The 26,654-nt window shown below is 30.3% G+C and carries 23 protein-coding genes and 3 tRNA genes; 5 read left to right on the top strand and 21 right to left on the bottom strand.

What is annotated here, in order from left to right; all coding sequences use genetic code 11:
• Window positions 1-583: 583 nt before the first annotated feature.
• The 8 genes from clpX to C820_RS06955 all read right to left on the bottom strand — a co-directional run bounded on the left by clpX (window position 584) and on the right by C820_RS06955 (window position 7,363).
• On the bottom strand, window positions 584-1,858 hold the full coding sequence (gene clpX / locus C820_RS06990; protein WP_004038639.1) for an ATP-dependent Clp protease ATP-binding subunit ClpX: 1,275 nt from the start codon (window positions 1,856-1,858) through the stop codon (window positions 584-586).
• A gap of 63 nt (window positions 1,859-1,921) precedes the next feature.
• Entirely contained in the window at window positions 1,922-2,509 is a 588-nt protein-coding gene (gene clpP / locus C820_RS06985; protein WP_004038642.1) for an ATP-dependent Clp endopeptidase proteolytic subunit ClpP, read from the bottom strand.
• A 189-nt stretch (window positions 2,510-2,698) separates the two neighbouring features.
• Entirely contained in the window at window positions 2,699-3,997 is a 1,299-nt protein-coding gene (tig, locus tag C820_RS06980) for a trigger factor (protein WP_004038644.1), read from the bottom strand.
• A gap of 198 nt (window positions 3,998-4,195) precedes the next feature.
• Window positions 4,196-5,740, bottom strand: coding sequence for a trypsin-like peptidase domain-containing protein (locus tag C820_RS06975; RefSeq protein WP_004038647.1), 1,545 nt, complete (start codon window positions 5,738-5,740; stop codon window positions 4,196-4,198).
• Window positions 5,741-6,040: 300 nt separating this feature from the next.
• A tRNA-Gly gene (locus C820_RS06970) sits at window positions 6,041-6,112 on the bottom strand.
• A 4-nt stretch (window positions 6,113-6,116) separates the two neighbouring features.
• A tRNA-Phe gene (locus tag C820_RS06965) sits at window positions 6,117-6,189 on the bottom strand.
• A gap of 17 nt (window positions 6,190-6,206) precedes the next feature.
• Window positions 6,207-6,290, bottom strand: a tRNA-Leu gene (locus C820_RS06960).
• A 149-nt stretch (window positions 6,291-6,439) separates the two neighbouring features.
• Window positions 6,440-7,363, bottom strand: a complete 924-nt coding sequence (locus C820_RS06955; protein WP_004038649.1) for a CPBP family intramembrane glutamic endopeptidase — start codon at window positions 7,361-7,363, stop codon at window positions 6,440-6,442.
• A gap of 105 nt (window positions 7,364-7,468) precedes the next feature.
• On the opposite strand from C820_RS06955, the gene C820_RS06950 reads away from it, so the two are divergent.
• Window positions 7,469-8,098, top strand: a complete 630-nt coding sequence (locus C820_RS06950; protein ID WP_004038651.1) for a hypothetical protein — start codon at window positions 7,469-7,471, stop codon at window positions 8,096-8,098.
• 147 nt (window positions 8,099-8,245) lie between these two features.
• Here the strand turns inward: C820_RS06950 and C820_RS06945 are convergent, their stop codons facing one another.
• The 7 genes from C820_RS06945 to C820_RS06915 all read right to left on the bottom strand — a co-directional run bounded on the left by C820_RS06945 (window position 8,246) and on the right by C820_RS06915 (window position 15,118).
• Complete coding sequence (locus C820_RS06945) at window positions 8,246-8,761, bottom strand: adenine phosphoribosyltransferase (RefSeq protein ID WP_004038653.1); 516 nt, start codon at window positions 8,759-8,761, stop codon at window positions 8,246-8,248.
• 18 nt (window positions 8,762-8,779) lie between these two features.
• A complete protein-coding gene (gene recJ, locus C820_RS06940) occupies window positions 8,780-10,561 on the bottom strand; it encodes a single-stranded-DNA-specific exonuclease RecJ (RefSeq protein WP_004038654.1) in 1,782 nt (593 codons plus the stop codon).
• A gap of 232 nt (window positions 10,562-10,793) precedes the next feature.
• Window positions 10,794-11,669, bottom strand: a complete 876-nt coding sequence (secF, locus tag C820_RS06935; RefSeq protein ID WP_004038655.1) for a protein translocase subunit SecF — start codon at window positions 11,667-11,669, stop codon at window positions 10,794-10,796.
• 15 nt (window positions 11,670-11,684) lie between these two features.
• Window positions 11,685-12,923 (bottom strand): protein translocase subunit SecD, encoded by a 1,239-nt coding sequence (gene secD, locus C820_RS06930; protein WP_004038657.1) that lies wholly within the window; start codon window positions 12,921-12,923, stop codon window positions 11,685-11,687.
• Window positions 12,924-13,011: 88 nt separating this feature from the next.
• Window positions 13,012-14,367: a thioether cross-link-forming SCIFF peptide maturase gene (gene scfB / locus C820_RS06925; protein WP_004038659.1), complete on the bottom strand. Its 1,356-nt coding sequence runs from the start codon at window positions 14,365-14,367 to the stop codon at window positions 13,012-13,014.
• Window positions 14,368-14,459: 92 nt separating this feature from the next.
• Window positions 14,460-14,600 carry a six-cysteine ranthipeptide SCIFF gene (scfA, locus tag C820_RS06920; RefSeq protein ID WP_004038662.1) on the bottom strand — a complete coding sequence of 47 codons (141 nt, stop codon included), beginning with the start codon at window positions 14,598-14,600 and terminating at the stop codon, window positions 14,460-14,462.
• Between the two features lie 80 nt (window positions 14,601-14,680).
• The gene (locus C820_RS06915) at window positions 14,681-15,118 is read right to left on the bottom strand and encodes a TIGR04086 family membrane protein (protein WP_004038663.1); all 438 of its coding nucleotides are present in this window, start codon (window positions 15,116-15,118) and stop codon (window positions 14,681-14,683) included.
• Between the two features lie 126 nt (window positions 15,119-15,244).
• Here C820_RS06915 and C820_RS06910 point away from each other — a divergent pair, with 126 nt between their 5' ends.
• The 3 genes from C820_RS06910 (at window position 15,245) to C820_RS06900 (ending at window position 17,210) form a co-directional block, all read left to right on the top strand.
• Complete coding sequence (locus C820_RS06910; protein WP_004038666.1) at window positions 15,245-16,090, top strand: PHP domain-containing protein; 846 nt, start codon at window positions 15,245-15,247, stop codon at window positions 16,088-16,090.
• Window positions 16,091-16,127: 37 nt separating this feature from the next.
• Entirely contained in the window at window positions 16,128-16,607 is a 480-nt protein-coding gene (locus C820_RS06905; RefSeq protein ID WP_004038667.1) for a YbaK/EbsC family protein, read from the top strand.
• Between the two features lie 165 nt (window positions 16,608-16,772).
• Complete coding sequence (locus C820_RS06900) at window positions 16,773-17,210, top strand: RrF2 family transcriptional regulator (protein ID WP_004038679.1); 438 nt, start codon at window positions 16,773-16,775, stop codon at window positions 17,208-17,210.
• Window positions 17,211-17,254: 44 nt separating this feature from the next.
• Here C820_RS06900 and C820_RS06895 read toward each other — a convergent pair whose 3' ends face one another.
• Window positions 17,255-18,679, bottom strand: coding sequence for a sensor histidine kinase (locus tag C820_RS06895; protein ID WP_004038681.1), 1,425 nt, complete (start codon window positions 18,677-18,679; stop codon window positions 17,255-17,257).
• 145 nt (window positions 18,680-18,824) lie between these two features.
• Here C820_RS06895 and C820_RS06890 point away from each other — a divergent pair, with 145 nt between their 5' ends.
• Window positions 18,825-19,085 (top strand): hypothetical protein, encoded by a 261-nt coding sequence (locus tag C820_RS06890; RefSeq protein WP_004038682.1) that lies wholly within the window; start codon window positions 18,825-18,827, stop codon window positions 19,083-19,085.
• Window positions 19,086-19,125: 40 nt separating this feature from the next.
• Here C820_RS06890 and C820_RS06885 read toward each other — a convergent pair whose 3' ends face one another.
• The 5 genes from C820_RS06885 to ylqF form a co-directional block, all read right to left on the bottom strand.
• The gene (locus C820_RS06885) at window positions 19,126-19,824 is read right to left on the bottom strand and encodes a response regulator (protein WP_004038684.1); all 699 of its coding nucleotides are present in this window, start codon (window positions 19,822-19,824) and stop codon (window positions 19,126-19,128) included.
• 42 nt (window positions 19,825-19,866) lie between these two features.
• Window positions 19,867-22,242: an endonuclease MutS2 gene (locus C820_RS06880; RefSeq protein ID WP_004038686.1), complete on the bottom strand. Its 2,376-nt coding sequence runs from the start codon at window positions 22,240-22,242 to the stop codon at window positions 19,867-19,869.
• Between the two features lie 164 nt (window positions 22,243-22,406).
• Window positions 22,407-24,353: a fructose-bisphosphatase class III gene (locus C820_RS06875; protein WP_051057777.1), complete on the bottom strand. Its 1,947-nt coding sequence runs from the start codon at window positions 24,351-24,353 to the stop codon at window positions 22,407-22,409.
• Window positions 24,354-24,546: 193 nt separating this feature from the next.
• Window positions 24,547-25,611 carry a hypothetical protein gene (locus C820_RS06870; RefSeq protein ID WP_004038690.1) on the bottom strand — a complete coding sequence of 355 codons (1,065 nt, stop codon included), beginning with the start codon at window positions 25,609-25,611 and terminating at the stop codon, window positions 24,547-24,549.
• 171 nt (window positions 25,612-25,782) lie between these two features.
• Window positions 25,783-26,649, bottom strand: coding sequence for a ribosome biogenesis GTPase YlqF (gene ylqF / locus C820_RS06865; RefSeq protein ID WP_004038693.1), 867 nt, complete (start codon window positions 26,647-26,649; stop codon window positions 25,783-25,785).
• Window positions 26,650-26,654: the final 5 nt, after the last annotated feature.

The following is a 26,654-nucleotide window of genomic DNA, read 5'->3' as shown; positions in this document are numbered from 1 at the left end:
ACCATGTTTGTCTAAATTTTGTCAAGATGTTTATAGTAAAATGTTCTATAAAAAGTCACAAATTTTTATTAATATAGAGACATATTGCTAATATTTTCTATAAACAGTTTTTGTTTGCACTTTTTACAGTAAAATCCCTTTTTTTAGACTTTGTATTGCCTCTGTTCACAAATTCATTTTGAAAAATACATTTTTTTTCATCTGTTTTCACAAAAAAATTTGTCGTGTTGTTATAAAAATAATTTTGTGTTGTATCTCATTACTATATTTTTAAAATACAAAACACCTTCTATAACAAACACTAAAATACAAAAACAATACATAATTTATATTATTTTTATATCTATATGTTGTTTTTTCTTACACTCATACTTTACACCATTGTCTTTTATATGTCAATATATTTATCAAAAATTCCTAAATTTTGTGTGATTTCTATTTCTCATTGTGTCAATTTGTATACCTTTTTTATCCAATTATACTACTCTTTCTATGAAATAATTGTTTTTTATATTCTTTACTTATATACAACAAAAAACAGCAATATATCACTATCGCTGTTTTTTATTTCTTTCACTATATTTTAAATACTCCTTTGCTTTCTTTGGCGTATTCTTTGTATAGGTTGTCTATCATAATTATATATATACTCTGGTTGTTTATGGTGCAATACTACGTCCTCTGTAATAATACATTTCTCTACATTCTTTTCTGTTGGAATTTCATACATAATACTATTTATAAATTCCTCCATAATAGAACGCAATCCTCTTGCACCCGTTTCTCTTTCTACCGCTTGTTTCGCTACCGCTTTTAATGCTTCTTCTTTAAATTCTAAATAAACATTATCCAATTCAAACAAATATTCATACTGCTTTGTTAATGCGTTTTTTGGTTCTGTCAATATTTTTATCAATGCTTGTTCGTCCAAATTATCTAATGTTACTACAACAGGTAATCTTCCTATAAATTCTGGTATCAATCCATATTTTAGTAAATCTTGTGGCATTAAATGTTTTAGTAATTCCCCTGTCTTTTTCTCTGTTTTACTTTGTATATTTGCCCCAAATCCAATCGTTTTTTCATTTAATCTACTTTGTAATATTTTCTCAATACCTCCAAAAGCACCTCCACATATAAACAATATATTTGTGGTATCTATTTGTATAAATTCTTGATGTGGGTGCTTTCTTCCTCCCTGAGGTGGAACACTTGCTACTGTTCCTTCTAATATTTTCAGCAATGCCTGCTGAACACCTTCTCCACTAACATCTCTTGTAATAGAAGGATTTTCAGATTTTCTTGTGATTTTATCAATTTCGTCAATATAAATAATGCCTCTTTCGGCTCTCTCTATATCATAATCTGCTGCTTGTATTAATTTTAAAAGTATATTTTCAACATCTTCTCCTACATAACCTGCTTCTGTTAAAGAAGTTGCATCTGCTATTGCAAATGGTACATTAAGCAATTTCGCCAACGTTTGTGCTAACAATGTTTTTCCTGTTCCTGTAGGCCCTACCATGAGAACATTACTTTTTTGTAATTCTACATCATCTGCTTTTTCATCTACCAATATCCTTTTATAATGATTATATACTGCTACAGAAAGCACCCTTTTGGCATCTTCCTGTCCTATTACATATTGGTCCAGTATTTCTTTTATTTCTTTTGGTTTTGGCATATCCATTCGTTCTTCATGATTTGCAAGAACATCATATTCTTCCTCTACTATATCTGTACATAAACCTACACATTCATCACAAATATATACATTTGGCCCTGCAATCAGTTTACGCACCTGTTCCTGTGATTTTCCACAGAAGGAGCATCTCAGTTGTTTCTTTTCGTCTGACATTGCTTCATCTCCCTTATTTCTGAGGCTTATTATTTATTGATACTGAATTGTTATATATCTCATTTATTTTTGTGGTTTTGTAATGACTTCATCTATCAATCCATAAGCCTTTGCTTCTTCAGCAGACATGAAATTATCACGTTCTGTATCTCGTTCAATTTCTTCTACGCTTTTTCCTGTATTCGCTGCCAATATTTCATTCAGTTTTCTTTTTGTTTTTAATATATTTTCCGCATGAATACGGATTTCTGTTGCCTGTCCCCTTGCTCCACCAGAAGGCTGATGTATCATAACCTCTGCATTTGGTAATGCAAATCTTTTTCCTTTTGTTCCTCCTGCTAAAAGAAACGCTCCCATACTTGCTGCCATACCTATACAGATTGTAGAAACATCTGCATGAATATACTGCATTGTATCATAAATAGCCATACCTGCCGTAATTACACCGCCCGGACTGTTTATGTAAAGATTAATATCTTTATCTGGGTCCTCTGCATCTAAAAATAAAAGCTGTGCCACAACTAAACTCGCTGTTGTATCATTTACTTCTTCTCCCAAAAATATAATTCTGTCTTTTAACAATCTAGAATAAATATCATAAGAACGTTCTCCTCTACTAGACTGTTCTATTACCATTGGAACTAAACTCATTTTCAAGACCTCCAATAATTAAATTTTATACAAAAATATCAAAGGCATGGAGTGCTAAATTCTCACCCCACACCCTCAATTATTTTTATAGCTATCCTTTTTTCGTACAAAAACAGAAATAAAATGTGATAAATCAACAAGCTTATGTCCAATTAATTGATATTAAATACAAGTTTGTTCCATTTTTTATTATTCTGCTTTTTCTACTTCATTTGCACTATCTTCAATCAATTTTAATGCTGCTCTTACCAGCATATCTTCCTCTAATGCTTTTTTATCTCCTTCTTGGAACATTTCAATCATTTTTTCTGCTGCAACACCATAGCTTTCTCCAAATCTTCCGATTTCTTCTTTTAATTCTTCTTCAGAAATTTTCAGATTTTCTTCTTTTGCTATTTTTTCCAACATCAATCTTGCTCTAACACTCTTTTCAGATGTTTCTCTAAAGTTTTCTCTCAAATCTTCTTTTGTTGTTCCCATGTATTTGCAATAAATATCCAATGTTAAGCCTTGTCTACTTACATTTTCCTCAAATTCTCTCATCATTTGATTGATTTTATTATCATACATTACTTGAGGTACTTCCATAGTACAATTTGCAATCGCTGCATCAAGAAGTTTATCACTTTGTATTTGTTTTGCTCTTTGTTCTTTCTCTTTTTTCAGTTTATCCTGAATACTTGCCTTATATTCACTCAATGTAGAAAATTCTGAAACATCTTCTGCAAATTCATCATTCAATTCTGGTAATTCTTTTTTACTTAATCCTTTTAACTCTACTGCAAATACTGCGTCTTTACCAGAAAGTTCTGGAGCATGATATGCTTCTGGGAATGTTACATTTACATCAAATTTATCCCCTACATTATGTCCTACTATTTGCTCTTCAAATCCTTCTATAAAAGCATGAGAACCTAATGTCAAATCATGGCTATCTGCTTGTCCTCCATCAAATGCAACACCATCTACTGTACCCAAATAACTTATTTTTGCAACATCGCCATCTTCTGCTGCTCTATCTGTAACCTCTATCAGTCTGGCATTTTTTCCTTGTATGGATTTTAATTCTGCTTCCACTTCTTCTTCTGTTATTTCTACTTTTTCTTTTTCTACTTCAAGACCTTTATATTGTCCTAATGTAATTTCTGGTTTTACTGTTACATTTACAATAAATTTTATACCTGTTTCTTTATCAATTTTTTCTACATCTATTGTAGGCTGACTTACAACATCTAATTTTAATTCTTCAATTGCTTCTTCATATACATCTGGGAAAATATGGTTAATTGCTTCTTCATAAAAGAAGTTTGCTCCATACTGTGCCTCTATCAATTTTCTTGGTGCTTTTCCTTTTCGAAATCCTGGTAATGTAATTTTATTTTTGTTTTGATTATAAGCATAAGCAAGTCCTTTTTCAAATGTTGCACCGTCTACCTCTACTGTAAATTTTACTACATTATTTGCTTTTTCCACAAATGTTGCATTCATGTTGCTCTTTCCTCCTTAAAATTTTCAAGTATGTCGTGAAAAGCTCTTTTTATACTTCTCATACATTCCATATATTGCTATGCAAAAACATTTTCTGCACAATTACCGATTATTATACCATACTAAAATTATAAAATCTACTATAAATTACACAGAATTTACAGTTTTTTCTTTCTTTTACAATATATAAGGAATTTTTTACCATTCTGCTCCTTCTGGAGTAAATTGATAATAAAATAAATAATCCATTTTTGTATCCTCTGGTACAATTTCTTGTAATCCTAGCATAAAATGATAATATCCAGGTTCTAATATTGGCATGAGCAAATAAATACCTGTTTTTCCGTCTTCCATTTCTGCAAATTCTCCTAGCATTTCTATTTCTCCATACATATCTTCTGCCAAAAGTGCTACTTTATCAAAGTCTTCTGCATCAGAATAACAATATATTTCTAAAACACCTGAAGAACCACAAAATACAGCATAATTATCTAAATCTGTAGGACTTGATATTTCTCCCATTATACTATCTCCACTCTCTATTATTTGAGAAAATTCAAGCAAATCATTTGGTTCTTCTTCTAAAACTATTTTCTCTAATGGTTTACTTCTTTCATTATACTGTTTTATTGTATATTCTTCTACCAATTCCGCAAATGTATAAAGTGAATTAGTATCTAATGTAAACACTGCATTGATAGGTATGGCAAAATTAAGATTTTGTCCTGTTGCAATTTCTGCTGAAGTAACTCCTATTACTTGCCCTTTTTCATTCAATAATGCTCCTCCACTACTACCATGAGATATTGCTGCTGTAATTTGTATATATGGTATATTTTTTATTGTTCTATTTATTCCAGACACAATACCCTCTGATATTGTATTTGACAATCCCAAAGGACTTCCTATAGCATATATTTTTTCGCCACTTGTCACTTCATCAGAGTCTCCTGCTGACAAAAAAGGAAAATTATTACCATCTACTTGCAGTATTGCCAAATCTCCCTGCATATCATACCCCAATACGCCTTTTACATTATATTCTATACCATCTGCCATAGTAATAACAGCAGTATACGCATTTTCTAATACATGAAAGTTTGTTACTGCCTTTCCATTTTTATCTATAAAGAAACCACTTCCACTACTCAGTGCATCTCCATCTATGTCATATGTTTTAATATAAAATATTGCACTATTACATCTATTATAAATTTCTTTTGCTGTTAAATTTCTTTCATTTGCTTTTCTTTGTCCTGTTTCTATATTGATGGTATTATTTTTATCATTCCATATCACTGAAATACCAAAAATATTCGTAATATCTCTCAATTTAAAATATACACTATTGTCAATATTATATCCTTGCACATTTATTGTTTGTCCATCTACTATAATATTAGAAGATGTAATATTAGCTGAACGAATTTCATTTTTAACTGCTTCCATTTCTCCCCCAACAGGCTGGTATCTTTGTCCTGATGTCAGTATAACAACGTGTCTTTGTTCGTCCCATTCTACAGAAAATTCTTGTGATGTACCATTTAAAGCATACGCCAAATCCCTTAATTTAAAATAATTATTGCCATTGATATAATAGGCTGCACATGATTGTTGTTCTCCATTTACATATATTTTAGAAGTAGTTGGTTTTGCATCTACCGCTGCCTGTACAAACGAAATATTAGAAACTATAAAAGCAAAAGCGATTGCAAAAGCGATACATTTATTTTTAATTTTCACTATTTTTTCCTCCTCGAAAAATAGTTTATCAGATATTTTACTAACAATATTTTATACAAAATACTATTTCTTTTTAATTAGCAAAATATTATCAAACACATTTCATATAAGTAAATTGATATTACCAAATAACTTATATTTTTTATATGTATTTTTTCTGATTTTCACTATCTTTTTATTTTTATTGTACCTTGTTTCTAAAACAAAATCAAATTTTTTAGCAATTCTTAATGAAATTTTCAAAATTTATTTTTTTCATATGCAAAAAAACCATGTGTTTTTTACACATGGTTTTTTTAAAGCGCGAAACGAGATTCGAACTCGCGGCCCTCGCCTTGGCAAGGCGATGCTCTACCACTGAGCCATTCGCGCAGAGTGCCCAGAACCGGAATCGAACCAGTGACACGAGGATTTTCAGTCCTCTGCTCTACCAACTGAGCTATCTGGGCAAGGAAATAATATAAAGTGCCCGAGACCGGAATCGAACCGGTACGGGTGTTACCCCGCAGGATTTTAAGTCCTGTGCGTCTGCCAGTTCCGCCACTCGGGCTTACACTTTATTTCCTTATTTTTTTTGCAATCAACCGACTGCTTGTTTATAATAACAAAACTTTAATAGAATGTCAACACTTTTTTTCAAATTTTTTTATTTTTTTTTAAAAATCTCTTTTATTATTGTTATTACAAGCTTTTCACGCTTTAAAATGGCGTTACACTTGCTATTGTAAATAGAATAAAATAAAAAATTACCACTAACATCAATGGTGTTGTAAAAAACCATTTCACAACAGGCTTATCACTTTTTTCTTCTTTAAAAAATGCAGAAATACTTTTTCTTTTTTTCCACAATATTACAACACTTTCTAATGTACAAAAAACTAAAAATGCTGTATTCAATGTCCACACAATATCATACTTTTCTGCTAACATTCCCACTAATTCCACAGAAAGATTATTTAACACATGAAGCACTATTGCTGCCATAAGAGAATATTTTTGTGCCAAATATCCAAACAATATACCTATCATTGTTGTAATAAAAAATTGTACAATATTTTGATGCAGCAGTCCAAAAAGCATTGCTGTAATTAATACTGCAAAAGCTTTTCCATATTTTTCTAAGTATTTCATTATGATGCCCCTGCAAAGTATTTCTTCTGCTACAGGTGCTATTATCACACTATATACAAATGCAGAAAAAAGCACAGAACTGTCACTTGCTACACTAATTGCTTCATCAAAATTATATCCCATTTGATATGCTATAAAATTTACAGGCAACAATATATAATTTCCCAATAACTGCAATCCTTGCATTAATATATAAAAAATTACCATCGTTTTCATAGTACATTTTTGTTTTTTATCAAAACAAGGTTTTTGTCTTAATATTAATCCTGTTACAATTGTTGCCACTACAGAACTAATAGACAAAGCTATACCACTATAATATACAATCTCTGTTGCTTGCTCCCATTGCACGTCATTAAATAAAAAAAGTAATGCTCCTATTTCTATCATATCTATGCCAAATACTACAAATTGAAATACTAATTCATACACTATAAGAGCAATTGCCAATATAAAAAATGCCTTTTTTGCTTGCTTCTTTTCTATACACAATATTTTCACCTTCTTTATTTTATTAAAATATTTAAAAAAAAATGTATCTTATACGAGCCCTTTTGCATACATATAACTAAACAAATTTAATAGGAGTTTTTTTATATGTATTATAACAATAAATCAAGCAAAATTTCTGCTAATGAAATGTCAAACCATACAAACCATATTATGACAGGTACAACAGGTTGTTCTTGTGGAAATGTTGAAATCATTACACCTTCTACACCTTCAACACCATCTACTCCAACTTCTCGCTTTTTAGGACTGCAAGGTACTGTTACAAATATTTCTAATTTAAACGATGATGGCTGTACGAAACTTTTTGAAGTACGTGACCAAAATGGTCGCATTACAAATTTCGTCATTACTCCTTGTACCTATTTTATCAATCAAGCCAATATTACAAGAGGTATGTCTATTACTGTATTTTATGATGCAGATGCTCCTGCTGTATTAATTTATCCTCCTCGTTTACAGGCTAGTGTCGTTGCTTCAAATAACCTAAACAAAAATGTAAAAGTAGATTATTTTGACTCTAATCTGCTCAGTCAAGACAAAGCACTTCAACTCAATATTACAGACAATACAGAAATATTATTAGAAAATGGTCAAACATTTACAGGAAATTTAGGAAATCATTATCTTGTTGTTATTTATACTACATCTACAAGAAGCATACCTGCTCAAACCACTCCAGAAAAAATTATTGTACTTTGTCAAAGCATATCTTAATTCTTTTTTTGAAACAAAGGACAATATCAGTCTATTTTACAATCAGATATAGAAAATAACATTAATAAGTGCCCTTCATATAAAAATATGAGGGGCTTATTAATATCTGATAAACTGGTATTGTCCCTTTATTATATTTTTAATATTTTAATATTTTAACACAGACTCTACACGATACCCTTTTAATACTTCTCTACCTTTTAAACCTTCTAATTCTATCAAAAAGTCCAACGCTACAACTTCTGCTCCTATTTCTTCTATCATTTCTACAATCGCTTTTGCTGTTCCCCCTGTTGCTAGTAAGTCATCTACTATTACTACTTTTTGTCCTTTTTTCAAAGCATCTGCGTGCATTTCTATTATTGCTGTACCATATTCTAATTCATACTCTTTACTGATTGTTTTTGCAGGTAATTTTCCTTTTTTTCTCACAGGAACAAATCCTTTTTCTGCATTATATGCAATAGGCATACCAAACAAAAAGCCTCTAGACTCTGCCCCTAATATCACATCGTATTCCAAATCTATTATTTTTTGGTGCATTTGTGCAATCGCTTGCTGCAAACCTTCTGCATCTTTGAGCAATGTTGTAATATCTCTAAATATAACCCCTTTTTGTGGAAAATCTGGTATAGAACGTATTTTACTTTTTAAATCTACCACTTCAATAACCTCCTCATTTTATTGCTGACTTACTCTAAAATCTTTTATTTGCAGTTGTACACTGTTTTCCCCTCTAAACGTATTGATATTAACACTATATACAAAATCCATATTTTGCTCAATATATCCATTCGCTAACATTTTATCACAATTTTCTTGTCCATACAATTGTTTTATCATTTCTAAAAATTTATCGTATCCATCAAATGATATTCCATTTAATTGTATTCCTGTTTTTTGTTCCTCCAATATCATTTTTATAATATTTTTTTCTTTCCCTATCAAAAAATATTTTACAATTTTAATATTTTTGCTACCAAATAAAGGTACATGATTACCTTTTCCAAAAGGTGCTAAATTTCTTAATTCCTCTGCTAGTGTTATATCAATTTCTTCAAAATTCAATTGTTTTTCAATTTTTAATACAGGCAAAAGCTGTTGTTGTGTCAATTTACAATTACATTCTAATCTTTTTTGAAGTTGTTGTATATTTTCATAAGGTAGTGAAAGTCCTGCCGCCATAGTGTGACCTCCAAATTTTACAAATAATTCTTTACAAGCATACAATTCTTCAAACATATTATAGCCTTCAATACTTCTACCTGAACCCTTTGCCATATTTTCTGATTGTGTAATCAATATAGTAGGTCTGTAAAACTTCTCTTTTATTCTACCTGCTACAATACCTGCAATACTTTCATGTACATTTTTCTGATATATTACAAGTACTTTTTCATTTTGTCTATTTTTTTGTTCTATTTCTTTTATCACTTGTTCTGTTGCTTTTTGTGTCATATCTTTTCTACTATTGTTTTGCTCTATTAAATACTGTGCATATTCTTTTGCTTTTTTTTCATCATTTTCACAAAACAATGCTACTGCCGTTTTTGCTGTTTCTAGTCTTCCTGCTGCATTGACACAAGGCCCTATCATAAAACCAATGTGATATTCTGTTAATTCTTTACCATACAAATTCGTCTGTTCCAAAAGTGATTTTAATCCTATATTTGTTGTTTGTGGCATTGTTTTTAACCCTTTTTTTACTATTATTCTATTTTCTTCCATTAAATCTACAATATCACAAACTGTTGCTAATGTTGCCAAATGAAGACATTCTCTTTCTAGTATTTCATTACTGATTTGCAATCTTTTTAAAAAAAGCAATGCCAATTTATAGCAAAGTCCTCCAGCACAGAGCATTTTAAAAGGATATTGACATTGTTTTTGTTTTGGGTCAACTATAGCGTCTGCTTTAGGTAATATATCATTTCCACATTCATCAAATGCCGCTTCATGGTGGTCTATTATCACAACAGTCATATCAAATTCTTTTGCCTTTTCAATTTCTTCTATTGCTGCAATACCATTGTCACAAGTTAACAACAACTGTATTCCTTTTTTATGTAATTCTTCTATTGCTTCTAAATTTAAACCATATCCTTCTTTTTGTCTATGAGGAATATAATATATCACATCTGCTCCACAATAGCATAATACTTTATACCATATTGCTGTACTTGTTACACCATCTACATCATAATCACCATATATTGCAATTTTATAGTGTTGTGTTACTGCCTCTTCTAGCAACTCCATTGCCTTTTGAGCATCTTTCATAGCATTTTGTTCTAAAACATCATAGAGTGCTGCATTTTCTGCTTTTAAAAATGCTACCGCCTGTCTTTTTGTTTTAATTTCTCTATTTGCCAATACACAAGCTGTTGCTTGTCTAATATCAAGTACTTCTGACATTTTATTTATATCTGCTTTTGTTCTTTTTAGTATCCATCTATTTTCCAAAAAAGTTCCCCCCTCACCCAAAACATTATTACAGTATTTTAATCTGTTTTGTCATGTATATTAAAAAAAATATCACACATTTCAAATAATAAGTTAAAACATTTTTGTTTTGCTTTACATACACTCTTTATATATCCAATTAGTTTTTTATATTTATATCCATATTTTTGTTTCTTTTTTATTTTTATGCTAAATGAAATAAACAGACGCTATAAAACGTCTGTTTTTACACTTATTTTTCATTTTTTGGTAAAAGAATATACCAAACACTAGCAGAAATAAATATAGAAGAATACGCTCCTGCTATAATACCCACTATCATAGGCAAAGAAAAATCTTTAATCGTTTGTACGCCCAAAATATATATTGCACCAATAGTAAACAACGTAGTCAATGTAGTATTTATAGAACGGCCTAATGTTTGGCTAATGCTTTTATTGATTTTTTCTGTTGTTTGATTTTTTCTATATTTTGGTGTATTTTCTCTAATTCTATCAAATATAACAATAGTAGAGTTTATAGAATATCCTAGTATTGTCAAAAGCACTGCTATAAAAGCATTATCTACTGGTATGCGAAATATTGCATAACAAGTCATAACAATCAAAACGTCATGCACCAATGCCACAATAGCACTACCTCCTGCACGTACATCTTTAAATCGAATAGAAATATATATCAACATACAAATACAGGCAATTAAAACCGCCTTTATTGCTGTCATCTGCATTTCTTTGCTCACTGTTGCAGAAACATCTACTATAGAGTCTATTACTGCATTTTGATATTTTTGTTTGATACTATCTGAAAGTTTTGTTCTAGTATCTCCATCTATAGACTGCATTTTAATAGAAACGCTATCTGTACCAATTACTTTTTGCACTTGAGGACTTTTTTGCCCTGTAACATCTTCTATTATTTTTGTAATATCATCATTTGAAAATTCTTCTCCTACTGTTACACTCATAGAAGTACCACCAGTAAATTCAATGCCAAAATTAAATATACCTTTTCCTGCACTTCCATTTACTATCATTGCAACGATGCCGGCTAAAATAATTACTATCGACACCGCAAAAAATTTTAATCTGTTTTCTACGATTTTCATTATTTTTCGCCTCCCTTATTTCATACGTAATCCATAATATTTTGGATTATTTACACCAATATATATCATACCTTGTAATATCATTCTTGTAATAAATATTGCTGTAAACATAGAAAGTATAATACCAATCATCAATGTTTGAGCAAATCCTTTTACTGTACCTGTTCCCAGCCAAAACAATACCCCTGCTGCTATTAATGTTGTTACATTACCATCAATAATAGCAGGTAATGCTCTTGAAAAACCATTGTGTACTGCCACTCTCAAAGAATGTCCTGCTATGAGTTCTTCTTTCATTCTTTCAAATATTACAACATTAGCATCTACTGCCATACCTACAGAAAGCACAATACCTGCAATACCAGGCAATGTCAATGTTACGTGCAGCATACTTAATGCTACCAATTCTAATCCTACATAAATAATCAATGCCCAATCTGCTGCAAATCCTAATGCCCTATATATTATCAGCATAAACAATAATACAATACAAATGCCTATTGCTCCTGCTTTTAATCCTGTAGAAAGTGCATCTGTGCCTAATCTAGCACCTACATTTTCCATTTTTAATATATTCAAATTAAAAGGCAATGAACCTGCCCTTATCAAAGAAGCGGTTTTTTCTGCTTCTTCTGGTGTAAAATGTCCTGTAATCATAGCATTTCCATCTGTAATTTCTGTATTTACCACTGGTGCACTTACAATTTCATCATCTAATACTATAGCAATCTGTTTACCTATATTATTTTTAGTAGCCTCTGCAAAAAGCTGTTTTCCTTCTTCTGTAAATTCTAATGAAACATAAGGCTCAGAAACGCCTTGCTGTGATACTTGTCCCACTTGTTTTCTAGCATCTGCTACCATATCCCCCGTTAAAAGTACCTTTCCTGTTTCATCTGTAAATGACAACTGTGCTGTTTGACCAATTTCCTTGATTGCTTCTTCTGCATTTTCTACACCTGGTATATCTACCCTTAGACGCTTTTCTCCCTCTCTTGCGACTTCTGCCTCTGTCCAGTTGTTCCAATCTAATCTTCCTTGTATCAATGAAATTGTTGCTGCCATTTCTTCCTCTGTTACTTCTTGTTTATCTGCTTCATACAATATTTGCACACCACCGCTTAAATCTAAGCCTTGTTTAATATTCCAAATACTGCCTTGCTTGTTCTCTCCTATGCCTTGATAAGACAAAAATGCCAAAGCACCCGCTAATATCAACATTACAAAGAGCATCAAGCCACCTTTTCCTTTCATTCCAAAACCTCCTTGGTTCATATGAAATTTTTATGATAATGCCTTTTGACAAATAATTATATTACTACTCATTATTTCCGTCAATATTTTATTCCTCAAGTAATTCTTTTGCTTTTATCATAATAGCACATTCTATTCTCTTTTTTTGCATTTTACAGCCAATTTCATAAGGTTTTAATATATCTCCATTTTGCTGATAAGCATTTGCTGCACAACCTCCACTACAATAAAATTTTGCCCAGCATTTTTTACAATCTTCTTTAGCATATACATTACATTTTGAAAAAATTTCTCTTTTTTCTATATTTGTAACACCTTCATACACTGTACCTATTTTAAATTCTGGCATACCCACAAACTGATGACAAGGATACAATTCACCCGTTGGTGTTACTGCTAAATATTCTGTACCAGAGCCACAGCCTACTAATCTTTTCATAACACAAGGGCCACCACTTAAGTCAATATTAAAGTGAAAGAAATTAAAATCATTTCCTTTTTTTCTTCTTTCATATATTTCTTTTGCCAGTTTTTCATATTCTTCATATATCATAGGCAATTCTTTTTCTGTAATAGCATATGGCATACCTTCTTCTGCTACTACAGGTTCTACTGAAATTTGTTGAAATCCTAAATCTGCCATATGTATTACATCTTTACAAAAATCAATATTATATTTTGTAAATGTTCCTCTAATATAATAATCTGTTTGATTTCTACTTTCTGCTATTTTTTGGAATTTAGGCACAATGACATCATAGCTACCTTGTCCTCCTGCCCTTGGACGCATTCTATCATTGACTTCTTTTCTACCATCTAAGCTTAACACTAAATTATACATATTTTCATTTATAAATTGCTGTTTTTCTTCATCTAGCAAAACACCATTTGTTGTAAGAGTAAAACGAAATTTTTTATTATATTTATTTTCTATTTCTCTACCATATTTTACAATTTCTTTTACTACTTCAAAATTCATTAATGGCTCTCCTCCAAAAAAGTCTATTTCCAAATTTTTACGAGAACCAGAATTTTCTATTAAAAAATCAAGTGCTTTTTTCCCTATTTCTGCACTCATCAATTCCCTTTTCCCATGATATTCTCCCTCCTCTGCAAAACAATATTCACATTTTAAATTGCAGTCATGTGCTACATGGAGGCAAAGTGCTTTTATTACAGCATTTCTATTTTCCATCATTGGCAATACTTGCTCATAGTCATCTTCTGTGTAAAGCATACCTTCTTTTTCTAATATAGATAATTCTTCTACTGCTTCCTCTATTTGTTCCATATCATACTGCGGAAATTTCAACTGTAATGCGTTTTTTGGTACTTCTTTCCACATATCTGCTAAATCATACACCACATCGTCTACTACATGTATTGCTCCACTATTTACGTCCATTACAATATTGACACCATTTTGACAAAATTTATGTATCATATTTTTTTCCTCCTACTATATTCATAACACAAAAAGAAAGGCTATTTTCTATCATGGAAAACAGCCTTCTTGTGTCCTTTTTTTACTCTTACTTATTTTTGCTCACAGGACTGATTTGCTATGGTACAAGATGTTTTACAAGCGGACTGACAAGATGTTTGACATTCTCCACAGCCTCCAGTTGCTACTGTCTTTTTTAACATTTTTGTATTTAATGTCTTTATATGTTTCATTCTGTATAAACCCTCCTTAAAAACAAAATTTGTAAACACTATGCTATTATAGCATGAAATATTATTTTTGAAAATAGTTTTTAACCCTTTTTCATATTAATTCCTAAAATACCTCCTACGCCTCCTCCTGCTGCTGCCAAAAGTATCATAAGCCCTTTTGACCCTACTACACTAAATCCACTTCCTGCAATGCCATCTAACACAAACAATATTATTCCATAAGTAAGTCCTGCCAATATGCCCCATAATATTCCTCTCGCTTTAGCACATCTTGCCCAATCAAATCCCGCAATACCTGCTGACACTACAGTACAACATAGTGCTATCAAAGGCAATTTTTCCTCCGTTACATCTGTATAAGTTAAAACAATACCATATGTAATAAATATAATACAGGTAACTGCATATGCTATTACAATACCCTTCAGCATACATAAAATTTGACTATTTCCCATTTCTTTTTTTGTTTTTACATTTTCCCTCTTTTTTATACTCTGTTTTTTTTCTTTTTTCTCCACAGCTTTTCCTCCCGTTTTTATTTTATTTTATGATATACAAAAATATATTATGCTATGTTGAAAAAGTAATTAAAAAATGTTACACTATTTTGAATTGATACGAAATATTAGAAAGAAGTGTTTTTTATGATAGACCTCCATTGCCATTCTTATTTTTCTGATGGTACTTTTTCTCCAGAAGAAATTGTAATAAAAGCAAAAAAAAGAGGACTTCGTGCTATCGCTTTAACTGACCACGATACTATAGATGGTTTAGAAGCATTTCAGAATTCTGGACAAAAGTATCACATAGAAACGATTACTGGTATTGAATTTGCAACACAATACAACCATTTTAGCGAACAAGAAATTCACATTGTAGGATTAGGTTTTTCTCCTACAGCAAAAGTATTGATAAAACGAATGAAAGATATTGTAGAAGCTCGTCAAATTCGCAATGAAAAAATGATTTATGCTCTTAATCAACTAGGATTTGACATATCTTATGAACAAATACAGCAAAATGCAGCAGGAAATATTATTACTAGAGCACATTTTGCCAATGTTTTAGTACAAAAAAATATTGTTAAAAATACAAAAGAAGCATTTGAAAAATATCTTTCTACAAACAGACCTGCTTATGTACAAAGACAAACGCTTTCTCCTGCACTTTGTATACAAACAATACAAAATTCTGGTGGTGTAGCAGTATTAGCTCACCCCACTTTATATCATATGGATTATAATGAAATAGAATTTCTTGTAAAAGAATTAAAAAGTTATGGCTTAAACGCTATAGAAACACAATATTCTTCTTATTCTTTAGAGCAAAGCCAAAAAATAACTGCATTAGCAGACAAGCTTGGTTTACTTTATAGTGGTGGTAGCGACTTTCATGGCAAAAACAGACCTAATATACACATTGGTGTAGGAAAAAATAATTTACACATTCCCTATTCTTATTGGGAAGCACTCAAAAAACATTGTATTTAAAAAATTTTTTATATATGACGAAAGGAGCATTTTTATTATGTCTATTGAAAAAGTAAAATCATATTTTAAACAATTTGGAAGGGAAAACGATATACTAGAATTTGAAACTTCTTCTGCTACAGTGGAATTAGCTGCAGAAGCAGCTCATGTAATACCTGCTCGTATTACAAAAACACTTGCTTTTCAGTCTGGTGATAGTTGTATACTTATTGCTGCTGCTGGAGATGCTAAAATTGATAACAAAAAATTTAAAGCAGAATTTTCTATGAAAGCAAAAATGCTTTCTCCAGAAGAAACATTTTCTCTTACTGGTCATGCTATAGGTGGTGTTTGTCCCTTTGCTGTACCTGATACTGTAAAAACTTATACAGACATTTCTCTAAAGCGTTTTGATACAGTATTTCCTGCTGCAGGAAGCAGTAATTCTGCCATTGAACTAACTTGTGATGAACTATTTCAATATGGAAACTGTCAAAAATGGATTGATGTTTGCAAAGGTTGGGAAGAAACTATATAAATTGTTTAATATATTGTTTCTATACTAATGCTATGTTATTTTTCAGAATTCCCATATTTTTAGCATGATTTTTATTGCAATATGGAAAAATATGTGATATACTGTAGTAGTCAATTATATCTCATCTACAAAATTGATACTATTAATATGAAATGGAGAAACAGTATGAAAATATCTACAAAAGGACGTTATGGTATTCGTCTTATGCTTTGTTTAGCACTGCAATATGAAAAATCAGGGCATATGCCTCTAAAAATGATTGCTCAACAGCAAGAAGTATCTGAAAAATATTTAGAACAAATTATTAATCCTCTTACAAAAGCTGGCTTAGTACAAAGTTTTAGAGGAGCACAGGGAGGATATGCTTTAATACAAAATCCTTCTGAAATTACTGTAGGTACTATTCTTCGTATATTAGAAGGCTCTCTTTCTCCTGTGGACTGTTTAGAACACTCAAATTGTAAACGTGCTGATTTTTGTGCCTCTCTTTTATTATGGCAAAAAATGAAAACAGCAATTGATGATATTGTAGACAATACTACACTAGCAGATTTAGTAGCTGAATATCATTCCAAAAATGATAACTCTAATATCATATCATAATATAAAAAAGACATTGAACACAAAAATTTCAATGTCTTTTTTAATTATTTATTTTCTTTCTCTGCTAATTTTAAGGTAAACAAAAATGTAGTGCCTTTTCCTTCTTCACTTTTTACAGCTATATTTTCTCCATGTGCTAACAAAAATTCTCTTACAATAGAAAGCCCTAAACCACTCCCTGTTTTATCTTTTCCTCGTGAACTATCTACTTTATAAAATCGGTCGAAAACATATTTTACATCTTCTTTATTAATTCCTTTTCCATAGTCTTTTACACTCACCAACAATTTTTTATTTTCTTTTAATGCTGTTTCTATTTCTATTTGTTCCCCTTCATTTGAAAATTTAATTGCATTATCTACCAAATTATAAATTACTCTTGCTATTTTATCTCTATCTGCACATACAAATGTTTCTTTCTCTGCAAACATAGCACTGATTTTAATATCTTTTTGTTTTAGTCTTGGCTCCAAACGTTCTATATCTTCTCTTATCAAATCATTAATATTAAAACGCTTTTTTTCTAATGTAATTGTACTTGTTTGTGCTCTACTTAATTCTACAATATCATTTGTTAATTTTGTCAGCCTTTTTGTTTCTTCTAACACAATATTCAAATAATGTTCTTGTTTTTCTTTTGGTATTGTTCCATCTAATATCGCTCCCAAAAATCCCTGTATAGATGTCAGAGGAGAACGCAAATCATGTGAAACATTTGCTATAAAATCTCTTCTCACTTTTTCATATTTATCCAGACTTTCTGCCATATGATTAAAACTTTCCGCTAGTTGTCCAACTTCATCTTCACTACTAATTTCTACTCTTTGCTCAAAATTTCCTCCTGCAATCACTTTTGCAGCTTCATTCATTTGCAAAAGAGGACTTGTTATTTTTTTGCTTGACACATATACCAATATCATACCTATTCCCATAACAGCCGCCAATATATAAAATCCCATTTTATACATTCCTTGCAATGAACGCTCTATTTCTGGCATAGATGTACACATAAATATTCCTGCAATTTGTTCTGTCTGCAAAGGATAGCCTACTGTTAATACTGCTTCATCAAACATACCGTTAATTTTTCCTTCTAATGTTACAATATTTCCCTCTAATACACTCTCAATTACTTTTTGATTTGTAATTGCTTGCCCTATCCATTCATCATTAATACCAGGAGAAGTCAGTACAACAACACCTTTTTTATCTATAAAAAATATACTTGCTGCCATATATCCCTCTAACACTTGCAATTCATAGTCTAATTTACTTAAATCTCCCGTAAAAAATGCTTTTTTATATTCTTTTGATATTTTCATTCCCTGATGAATTAACTCTTCTTTTCTTTCGTCCATATAATGCTGTGTATATACCAATGAAAGTATAATTCCCACTAGCATAAACGTCGCAATCAATGTTCCGACATAAAGTAAAAGCTGTTTTGTAAATATCGACTTTATTTTCATATTTAAAATGCCTCCAAAAAAAACTACATTTGCTTTTATGCAAAAAAATAGTATACTAAAATTAGTTTATCCATAAACAAAGCAAACCATTATTTTTTAAGAAAGGAGAAAAGAAACAATATTATCAGTTTCTTTATAAAATGTTATGAAAAAAATAGAAAGGAAAAATTTTATTGATGTCATATTATTTGCCTTTGCTGTCTATTTAGCTTTTACTACAAATTGGTCAAACATAGACAAATTTTCACAGCTTCTTTTATTGATGTATGCCCTCTGCATTACACTTCGCATAGGCAATATCATGAAAATAAAACAAAATGAAATGATACAAAGACAAAAACAAAACGAACAAAATCAACAAAATCAAAATGAAAACACTATTACAGAAAATAAGCCAAAACAATAATAATACTGCCCTATGATTTTTCCATAGGGCAAATTTTTGACTATTTTACTTCAAATTTATATCCTACTCCCCAAACTGTTTTGACACTCCAATTTTGTTCTTTTTTATTTAACTTCTCACGTATCCTTTTAATGTGCACATCTACTGTTCGAGTATCTCCAATATACTCATATCCCCATATTCTATCAAGTAATTGCTCTCTTGTAAATACTTGGTTACGATGTTGTGCCAAATAATGTAGTAATTCAAACTCTTTTGGAGGAAAATCTACATTTTCACCATAATACTCTACAGTATAATTTGAAATGTTAATTTCCAAATTAGGAAATACTAACTTTTTGTTGTTTTCTTCTTTTTTTTCACTACCTTGTTCATATCTTCTCAATACCGCTTTTACACGTGCTACTAATTCTTTAGAGTCAAATGGTTTTACAATATAATCATCTGCACCTAATTCTAATCCCAACACCTTATCAAATGTTTCTCCCTTTGCAGTTAACATAATAATAGGAATATCGCTCTTTTTTCGTATTTCTGTACAAACTTTATAGCCGTCCATACTTGGTAGCATTAAATCTAAAAGCATCATATCAGGCTGAAAATTATCCACTTTTTCTAATGCTTCTCGACCATCATATATCTCCATTGTTTCATATCCTTCTTTTATTAAATACAATGAAATTAATTCTGCTATATGCTGGTCATCATCTACTACCATTATTTTTTTCTTTTCTGCCATACTTCCTACCTCCCTATTATTCTTTTTCACCCAAAAAACTTTTTATTTTAATTCTACTACTGTAACACCCATTTCCCCTTCTCCATAAACGCCAGCTCTATAACTTTTGACATGAGTGTTTGTTTTTAAATATACTTGTACTGCACTTCTTAATGCTCCTGTACCTTTGCCATGTATTATCATCACTTGTTTTAATCCAGATAAATACGCATCATCTAAATATTTATCTATATTTCCAAGTGCTTCTTCCACCAGCTGTCCACGACAATCAATTTCTGCTGAAATATACTGACTTTTTCCTGCCTTTACTTTTGTAGAAATATTTTTTTGTTTTGTTTGTGTTTTTGGTTTTGGTGTATCATCAAGCATTAATTCTGACAAAGGCACTTTTATTTTCATACTTCCCATTTGTACCATAACCTCTTTATTTTTATCTGGTGCAGTTAATGCTGTACCATTTTGGTCAAATGATATAACATAAACACTATCCCCCATTTCCAAATGTTCTGGTGCTTTATGGGTATTTTTCTTTTTAGGCGATTTTAAAAACGCTTCTTGCATACTAGACAATTTTGCTTTTAATTGTGAACGTTGTTCTGTAAGTTTTTGCCTATTAGAAGCATTTTTAGCTTCTTTATTCATTTCTTTTATAATATGGTCTGCTTCTTCTTTTGCTTGCTGATAAATTTGTTTTGCTTCTTCTCTTGCTTTCATTATAATTTTTTCTTTTTGTTCTCTTGTTTTATTTTTTTGATACTCCACTTCCTCTTTTAATCTTTCTGCTTCTTTTCTATACTGTTCTGCTCTTTCTTGTTCATACACTACTGTTTTTTTACTAATTTCCAAATCTGTAATCACATCTTCAAATCTTGCTTCGTCATGGCTAATAAATTCTTTTGCTCCTTCAATAATTTCGTCAGAAAGTCCCAAACGTTTTGATATTGCAAAAGCATTACTTTTACCAGGTATTCCTATTAATAAACGATAAGTTGGTCTTAAAGTTTCAATGTCAAATTCACAACAAGCATTTTCTATGCCCTCTGTAGACAAAGCATACACTTTCAATTCACTATAATGTGTTGTTACTGCTGTTCTGATTTTTCTTTTATGAAGTGACTCTATTATAGCCATAGCAAGAGCCGCCCCCTCTGTAGGGTCAGTACCTGCCCCTAATTCATCAAACAATACTAGAGAATAATGTGTTACCTCTTTTAATATTGTAACAATATTACTCATATGTGCTGAAAATGTACTTAAACTTTGCTCTATACTTTGTTCATCTCCAATATCTGCAAATACATTATCAAATACAGCTAACTGAGAATGGTCAAATGCAGGTATATGCAATCCAGACTGTCCCATAAGTGTAAACAATCCCAATGTTTTCAATGCAACTGTTTTTCCTCCTGTATTTGGCCCTGTAATGAGCAATGTACTAAAATCTTTTCCCAAATAAATACTAATTGGTACTACTGTTTTACTATCCAACAAAGGGTGCCTTGCCTTTTGTATATTGATATATCCTTTTAAATTAAACAATGGTTGTGTACCATTCATAGAAAGAGATAAATTTGCTTTTGCAAATACAAAATCTAAATGTATCATAATTTCCATATTGGCTTCCAGTAATTCTTTTTGTTCTGTCACCATTGTAGAAAGTTCTGCTAATATTTTGTCTATTTCCTTTTTTTCTTCTATTTGTAGTTGTTTTATTTTATTATTGATTTGTACAACACTTAAAGGCTCTATAAATACTGTAGAACCTGTATTTGACTGGTCATGTACCATACCTTGAAATGTAGTACGATATTCACTTTTTACAGGAACACAATATCTATCATTTCGTATAGTAATTACAGGGTCTTGCAACATATTTCTATAAGCAGAAGATGAAATGATAGTATTTAACTGGTCTTTTACTTTTTCATTTGACAGTTTAATTTCTCTTCTGATTTTATTCAAATCACTACTTGCTGTATCTGACATTTCATTTTCAGACAATATACATCTTGTAATTTCATTCTCCAAATGTGGTATTGTAACAATCAATTCAAACAAAGCATCTAATTTTTCATAACTTTCTGCTTTATTTTCATTTTTAGCATAGTCTTTTGCCCTCCTACAAACATACAAAAAACTTGCTACATTCATCAATTCCTCCATAGACAATATGCCACCCATTGCTGCTCTTTTCATTTGTGGCCTGATTTCTCGAAATCCTCCTAATGTCAATGTTCCCTTTCTCAATATCATAGAAACTGCTTCTGTTGTTTCCTGTTGTGCTGCTGTAATATCTATCATTGCAGTATAAGGACGCATATTTTCTATTCTTTCTTTTGCCATAGGTGACACAGCAAAAGAAGCTAATTTTTTTATTATTTTATCATATTCTAATTTTTTTAATGCTTTCTCATTCATAATTTACTACCTCATTTTTTTATAGTACTTAATTCTTTTGAAGTGTATGATAACAAATTTGTTTTTATAGTATACCATAAATATCCTATTTCTAATTTTAAATTTTTGTAACACTGTAAAAAAGACATTGAAGCAATAAATTACTTCAATGTCTTTTGATTTTATTACATTTCTCTTTCTTTTATCATACCACTTCTATAAGCAAAAAGCAATTTTTGCAAATCGCCAATTCTTTTTTGTATATTCTTTCCATTATCTGTATCTCTTACACGTATCCTTTCTTTAGAATATTGTAATGCTACTTTTGATGAAAAAATATCTCTTTCCTGCAATATAGCATTTTCTGTAGACTCAAATGGTTCATGTGAAACAAGTAAAAGCCCATGTGAATTATATATTAAAGTATATCCTGCAATACCTGTTTCTTTTTGATATGCTTTTGCAAAACCTCCATCAATCACTATCAGTCTTCCATTTGCTTTGATAGGACTTTCTCCTTTTTTTACTTTTACAGGTACGTGTCCATTTATAATATGGGAGTCTTTTGGCACTAATCCAAAATCAGCTAATATTGTTTCACAAACACTTTCATCATTTCTTAAATTATAATAAGGATTTTTTACTTCTGTATGTGCTTGTTTATCATCTATAAAATAGCGTTCAAATGTTGTCATTTTCTTCTTGCCAAAAAGAGGAGAGTCTTCTCCACACCACAAATACCACGTCAAATCAATACAAGCTCTTTTTGACTCTGTATGTGCTTCATTAAAATAGCCTTCTCTTACAGAACGTTCTACTGCATCTAAATAACTTTTTCCTACATAACGCCTTCCTTGAAATGTTACCTTTTTCAAAGAACCATCTTCATTCATAGGAATACAGCCATGAAACAAAAGATTAGAATTAAATACTTTATACATACTTCCTTTTGAAAATAAAAATCTAGTATGTTTTTGTAATTTTTCACTATTTACAAATGAAGATTTTATTTTTGCCATTACTTCCTCTTCCTCTTTTGTAAAAGCATAAGGGTCTTGAGGGTCTATTGTAGGAAAGTTAGTATCATTCATTTTATATACTACACCATCTATTTCAACAGTTCCTTTTTCAAAGTCAATTTTATCTAACAAAAGTCTATTTTCCATATGAAACTCTGGGTGTCTTTTTATTATTTTTGCTTCTGATTTAAACTGCATTATAGCAATAGCTTTGTGCATTTTTGCAATCATATTAAAATCTTTATCAGAAAGAACACCTTCTATACTTTTGGGTTCAAAATGGGTACAAGGGTCATTTGCATACTGTTCCATAGCAAACGTTGCTAGTGGTATCAAGTTAATACCATAGTCTTCTTCTATCGTATCTAAATTAGCATATCTTGCCTGTATACGCAATACATTACAAATCAATGCTTGACAGCCTGCTGCTGCTCCCATCCATGATATATCATGATTTCCCCACTGTATATCTACAGAATGATACCCTGACAATATATCCATTATTTTAGCTGCATTAGGTCCTCTGTCATAAATATCTCCTATAACATGAAGCTGGTCAATAGACAATCTTTGTATTAAATGTGCCATAGCTATGATAAATCTATCTGCTTGATACAATTCTATAATTGTATTAATAATTTCTGAATAATACATTTGTTTATCACTACCAATACTATCCTCATGAAGCAATTCTTCTATAATATAAGCAAAATCTTGAGGTAGTGCTTTTCTTACTTTAGAACGGGTATATTTAGAAGACACTACTTTACATATATGTATTAATCTATGTAATGTAATTTTATACCAATCTTTCATATCTGTTTCTACTTTTGCTACTTGTTCCAATTTTTGCTCAGGATAATATATTAATGTTGCCAATGATTTTTTTTCTGCTTCTCTCAATGTTGCCCCAAAAATATCTTCAATATGATTTTTTATAACGCCTGAAGCATTTTTTAACACATGACGAAATGACTCCAATTCTCCATGAATATCAGAAACAAAATGTTCTGTACCTTTTGGCAAATTTAATATTGCTTTTAAATTTACAATTTCAGAACTTGCTCTATTAATATTACTATAACTTTGAGAAAGAAGTTGTAAATACTTCATTTCATCATTTGTAAATGTTTTTCCATTAGAATACAATACGGTTTCCCCCTTAAACTGTTATCTATACAAATATTATACAAAAAAGCAGAGTGATATTTATTTATTATATCAAAATCTGCTCTTTTTTAATAGTATGTTTTTGCACAAAATTTAGTAAATATTTTTGAAAAAACCATTCTTTTTGATTTTATTTTTAGTGCTTTTCTATATTACTTTTTTCATCTTGTTGTTGTTCTGATTTTTGTTCTGACGTTTTTTCTAAATCAATGGTATGTTGTTGTTCCATTTTTGGTATTTTTTCCAAATCACTCTTATTTTGTTGTTCTGTTACTATTTCTTTTTTTAAATCAACTGTATTTTTTTGTTCTATTTGTGACAACATTTCTTTTTTTACTTCATTGATATAAGTTGTATTTTCTGTATTGTACCAAATGCGATTTAAAAATAACACTACCAAAATCATTATAAAAAATCCATCAAGCAATATATATTTTAAAAAGCTCCAAATCATACAACATAGCATATAAACACTATCAGACATAAATGTTGATACCTTTTCTAAAATTCCTGTTGTATACAATTCTAAAAAAAATATTGTCATACTGCATATTATAACATACAAAAGTGTTTCTAAAAAACGGATTTGAGATGCTCTTTTACTTGCTGCTAATGCTCTTAAACCACTTATATTTTGTATCATAACAACACAATCCGAAAATATCCAAATTGTACTAAAATAAGCAATTACTAAAACACAAGCAGCAATAAAGATAATAAATAATATTTTGCTGAAAATACTACTTAATGCAATAATTAAAAAAGGAAATATTATCAAAAATAAAAAAATAACCTGCAAAAAAGTTGTCCAAATAGCTGCTGGTGCTTTTGAAAAACTATATAAAAAATTGTTTTTTGCACTGCTTTTTTGTTCTTTTACAACATTAACTGCTCCCCATATTATAGTAACACTTGCCAAAGGTTGTACTACCATTTGCACCAATGATATTACCATATTATAAAGTGATACACTTTTTATAACATTTACTTGTGCTGCCATATCTATATCCATTACATTATCATACAAATAACTTAAATTAACGATTGTTTTAGACACTATCCACTGATTGAATAAAAACAATGGTACAATAATGAAAAAGCCAACAAATGTAATTGTTTTTATATTTTTTTTATAAATATTTGCTGCAATAGATAATACTTCAGCTATTGTCAATTGTTTTGATTTGATATGTTCCAACATAATACATCTTCTCCTCATTTATAATTTTTATTATACTTTTTTATAGCTTGCAATGAAATATTTTTTTACAGCATAAATTATTAATATTCTATTGCTTTTTTTACAATAAGTATTTTTTTGATACCAACAAGCATTTCTAATAATTTCATAAACATTTCTATACTATTCCTATTATGAAATTGCTTCTAAATCTTCTGGTAATTCTAATGTAATATTACCTAATTTTCCTCCTCTATATTCATCTAAAAGTATTTTAGAAGCTCTATCAATATCAGGCTCTCCTCCCTTTTGTTTAAAACCTCTTGCAATGGCTATTTTTTCTAATATGATATGGGGTTCTTCTATAGTATCAAATAAAATTTGATAACGATTTTGAAGCAATTCACTATGTCTTATCAAAAGATGATTGATTAATTCTGTTGCTAATGTTATCAAATCTAATATGTCATCATTTACTGCTCCTGTAAAAGCTAATTTTAATCCAACTTCTTTATCATCAAATTTAGGCCATAATATTCCTGGTGTATCTAAAAGTTCAAAGTCTTTTTTCAATTTTATCCACTGTTTTCCTCTTGTAACACCAGGCTTATCTCCTGTTTTTGCTGTAGTTTTTCCTACATATTTATTGATAAATGTAGATTTTCCTACATTAGGTATTCCTACTATCATACTACGTATAGGTACAAAAAGTCTACCTCTTGCTTTTTGTCTTTCTATTTTTTCTCTCATTAATGCTCTTGCTGCATTTGTAACTTCTGTCATTCCTATTCCTTTTATAGAATTGACTTGTATTACTTCAAATCCTTTTTGTTTATAATATTGCTCCCATAGTGCTGTAGCTTTTTGTTCTGCTAAATCACATTTATTTAACAATATTATTCTATATTTATTTTTTGCTAAATCGTCTATATCTGGATTTTTACTACTATATGGAATTCTTGCATCTACCAATTCTATTACAATATCCACTAATGATATATTTTCCATCATCATTCTTTTTGTTTTTGTCATATGTCCTGGATACCATTGTATATTCATATTAT

Source organism: Clostridium sp. MD294 (assembly GCF_000364165.2).
Lineage (GTDB): Bacteria > Bacillota > Clostridia > Lachnospirales > Anaerotignaceae > Coprocola.
The sequence above is the reverse complement of the archived record's forward strand: the minus strand, read 5'-3'. Positions and strand labels throughout refer to the sequence as shown.

Coding starts and splice junctions, on each gene's coding strand:
- clpX (WP_004038639.1), bottom strand. CDS start 1,858: ATGTCAGACGAAAAGAAACAACTGAGATGCTCCTTCTGTGGAAAATCA.
- clpP (WP_004038642.1), bottom strand. CDS start 2,509: ATGAGTTTAGTTCCAATGGTAATAGAACAGTCTAGTAGAGGAGAACGT.
- tig (WP_004038644.1), bottom strand. CDS start 3,997: ATGAATGCAACATTTGTGGAAAAAGCAAATAATGTAGTAAAATTTACA.
- C820_RS06950 (WP_004038651.1), top strand. CDS start 7,469: ATGTATTATAACAATAAATCAAGCAAAATTTCTGCTAATGAAATGTCA.
- secF (WP_004038655.1), bottom strand. CDS start 11,669: ATGAAAATCGTAGAAAACAGATTAAAATTTTTTGCGGTGTCGATAGTA.
- secD (WP_004038657.1), bottom strand. CDS start 12,923: ATGAAAGGAAAAGGTGGCTTGATGCTCTTTGTAATGTTGATATTAGCG.
- scfB (WP_004038659.1), bottom strand. CDS start 14,367: ATGATACATAAATTTTGTCAAAATGGTGTCAATATTGTAATGGACGTA.
- scfA (WP_004038662.1), bottom strand. CDS start 14,600: ATGAAACATATAAAGACATTAAATACAAAAATGTTAAAAAAGACAGTA.
- C820_RS06910 (WP_004038666.1), top strand. CDS start 15,245: ATGATAGACCTCCATTGCCATTCTTATTTTTCTGATGGTACTTTTTCT.
- C820_RS06905 (WP_004038667.1), top strand. CDS start 16,128: ATGTCTATTGAAAAAGTAAAATCATATTTTAAACAATTTGGAAGGGAA.
- C820_RS06900 (WP_004038679.1), top strand. CDS start 16,773: ATGAAAATATCTACAAAAGGACGTTATGGTATTCGTCTTATGCTTTGT.
- C820_RS06895 (WP_004038681.1), bottom strand. CDS start 18,679: ATGAAAATAAAGTCGATATTTACAAAACAGCTTTTACTTTATGTCGGA.
- C820_RS06890 (WP_004038682.1), top strand. CDS start 18,825: ATGAAAAAAATAGAAAGGAAAAATTTTATTGATGTCATATTATTTGCC.
- C820_RS06885 (WP_004038684.1), bottom strand. CDS start 19,824: ATGGCAGAAAAGAAAAAAATAATGGTAGTAGATGATGACCAGCATATA.
- C820_RS06880 (WP_004038686.1), bottom strand. CDS start 22,242: ATGAATGAGAAAGCATTAAAAAAATTAGAATATGATAAAATAATAAAA.
- C820_RS06875 (WP_051057777.1), bottom strand. CDS start 24,353: ATGAAGTATTTACAACTTCTTTCTCAAAGTTATAGTAATATTAATAGA.
- C820_RS06870 (WP_004038690.1), bottom strand. CDS start 25,611: ATGTTGGAACATATCAAATCAAAACAATTGACAATAGCTGAAGTATTA.
- ylqF (WP_004038693.1), bottom strand. CDS start 26,649: ATGAATATACAATGGTATCCAGGACATATGACAAAAACAAAAAGAATG.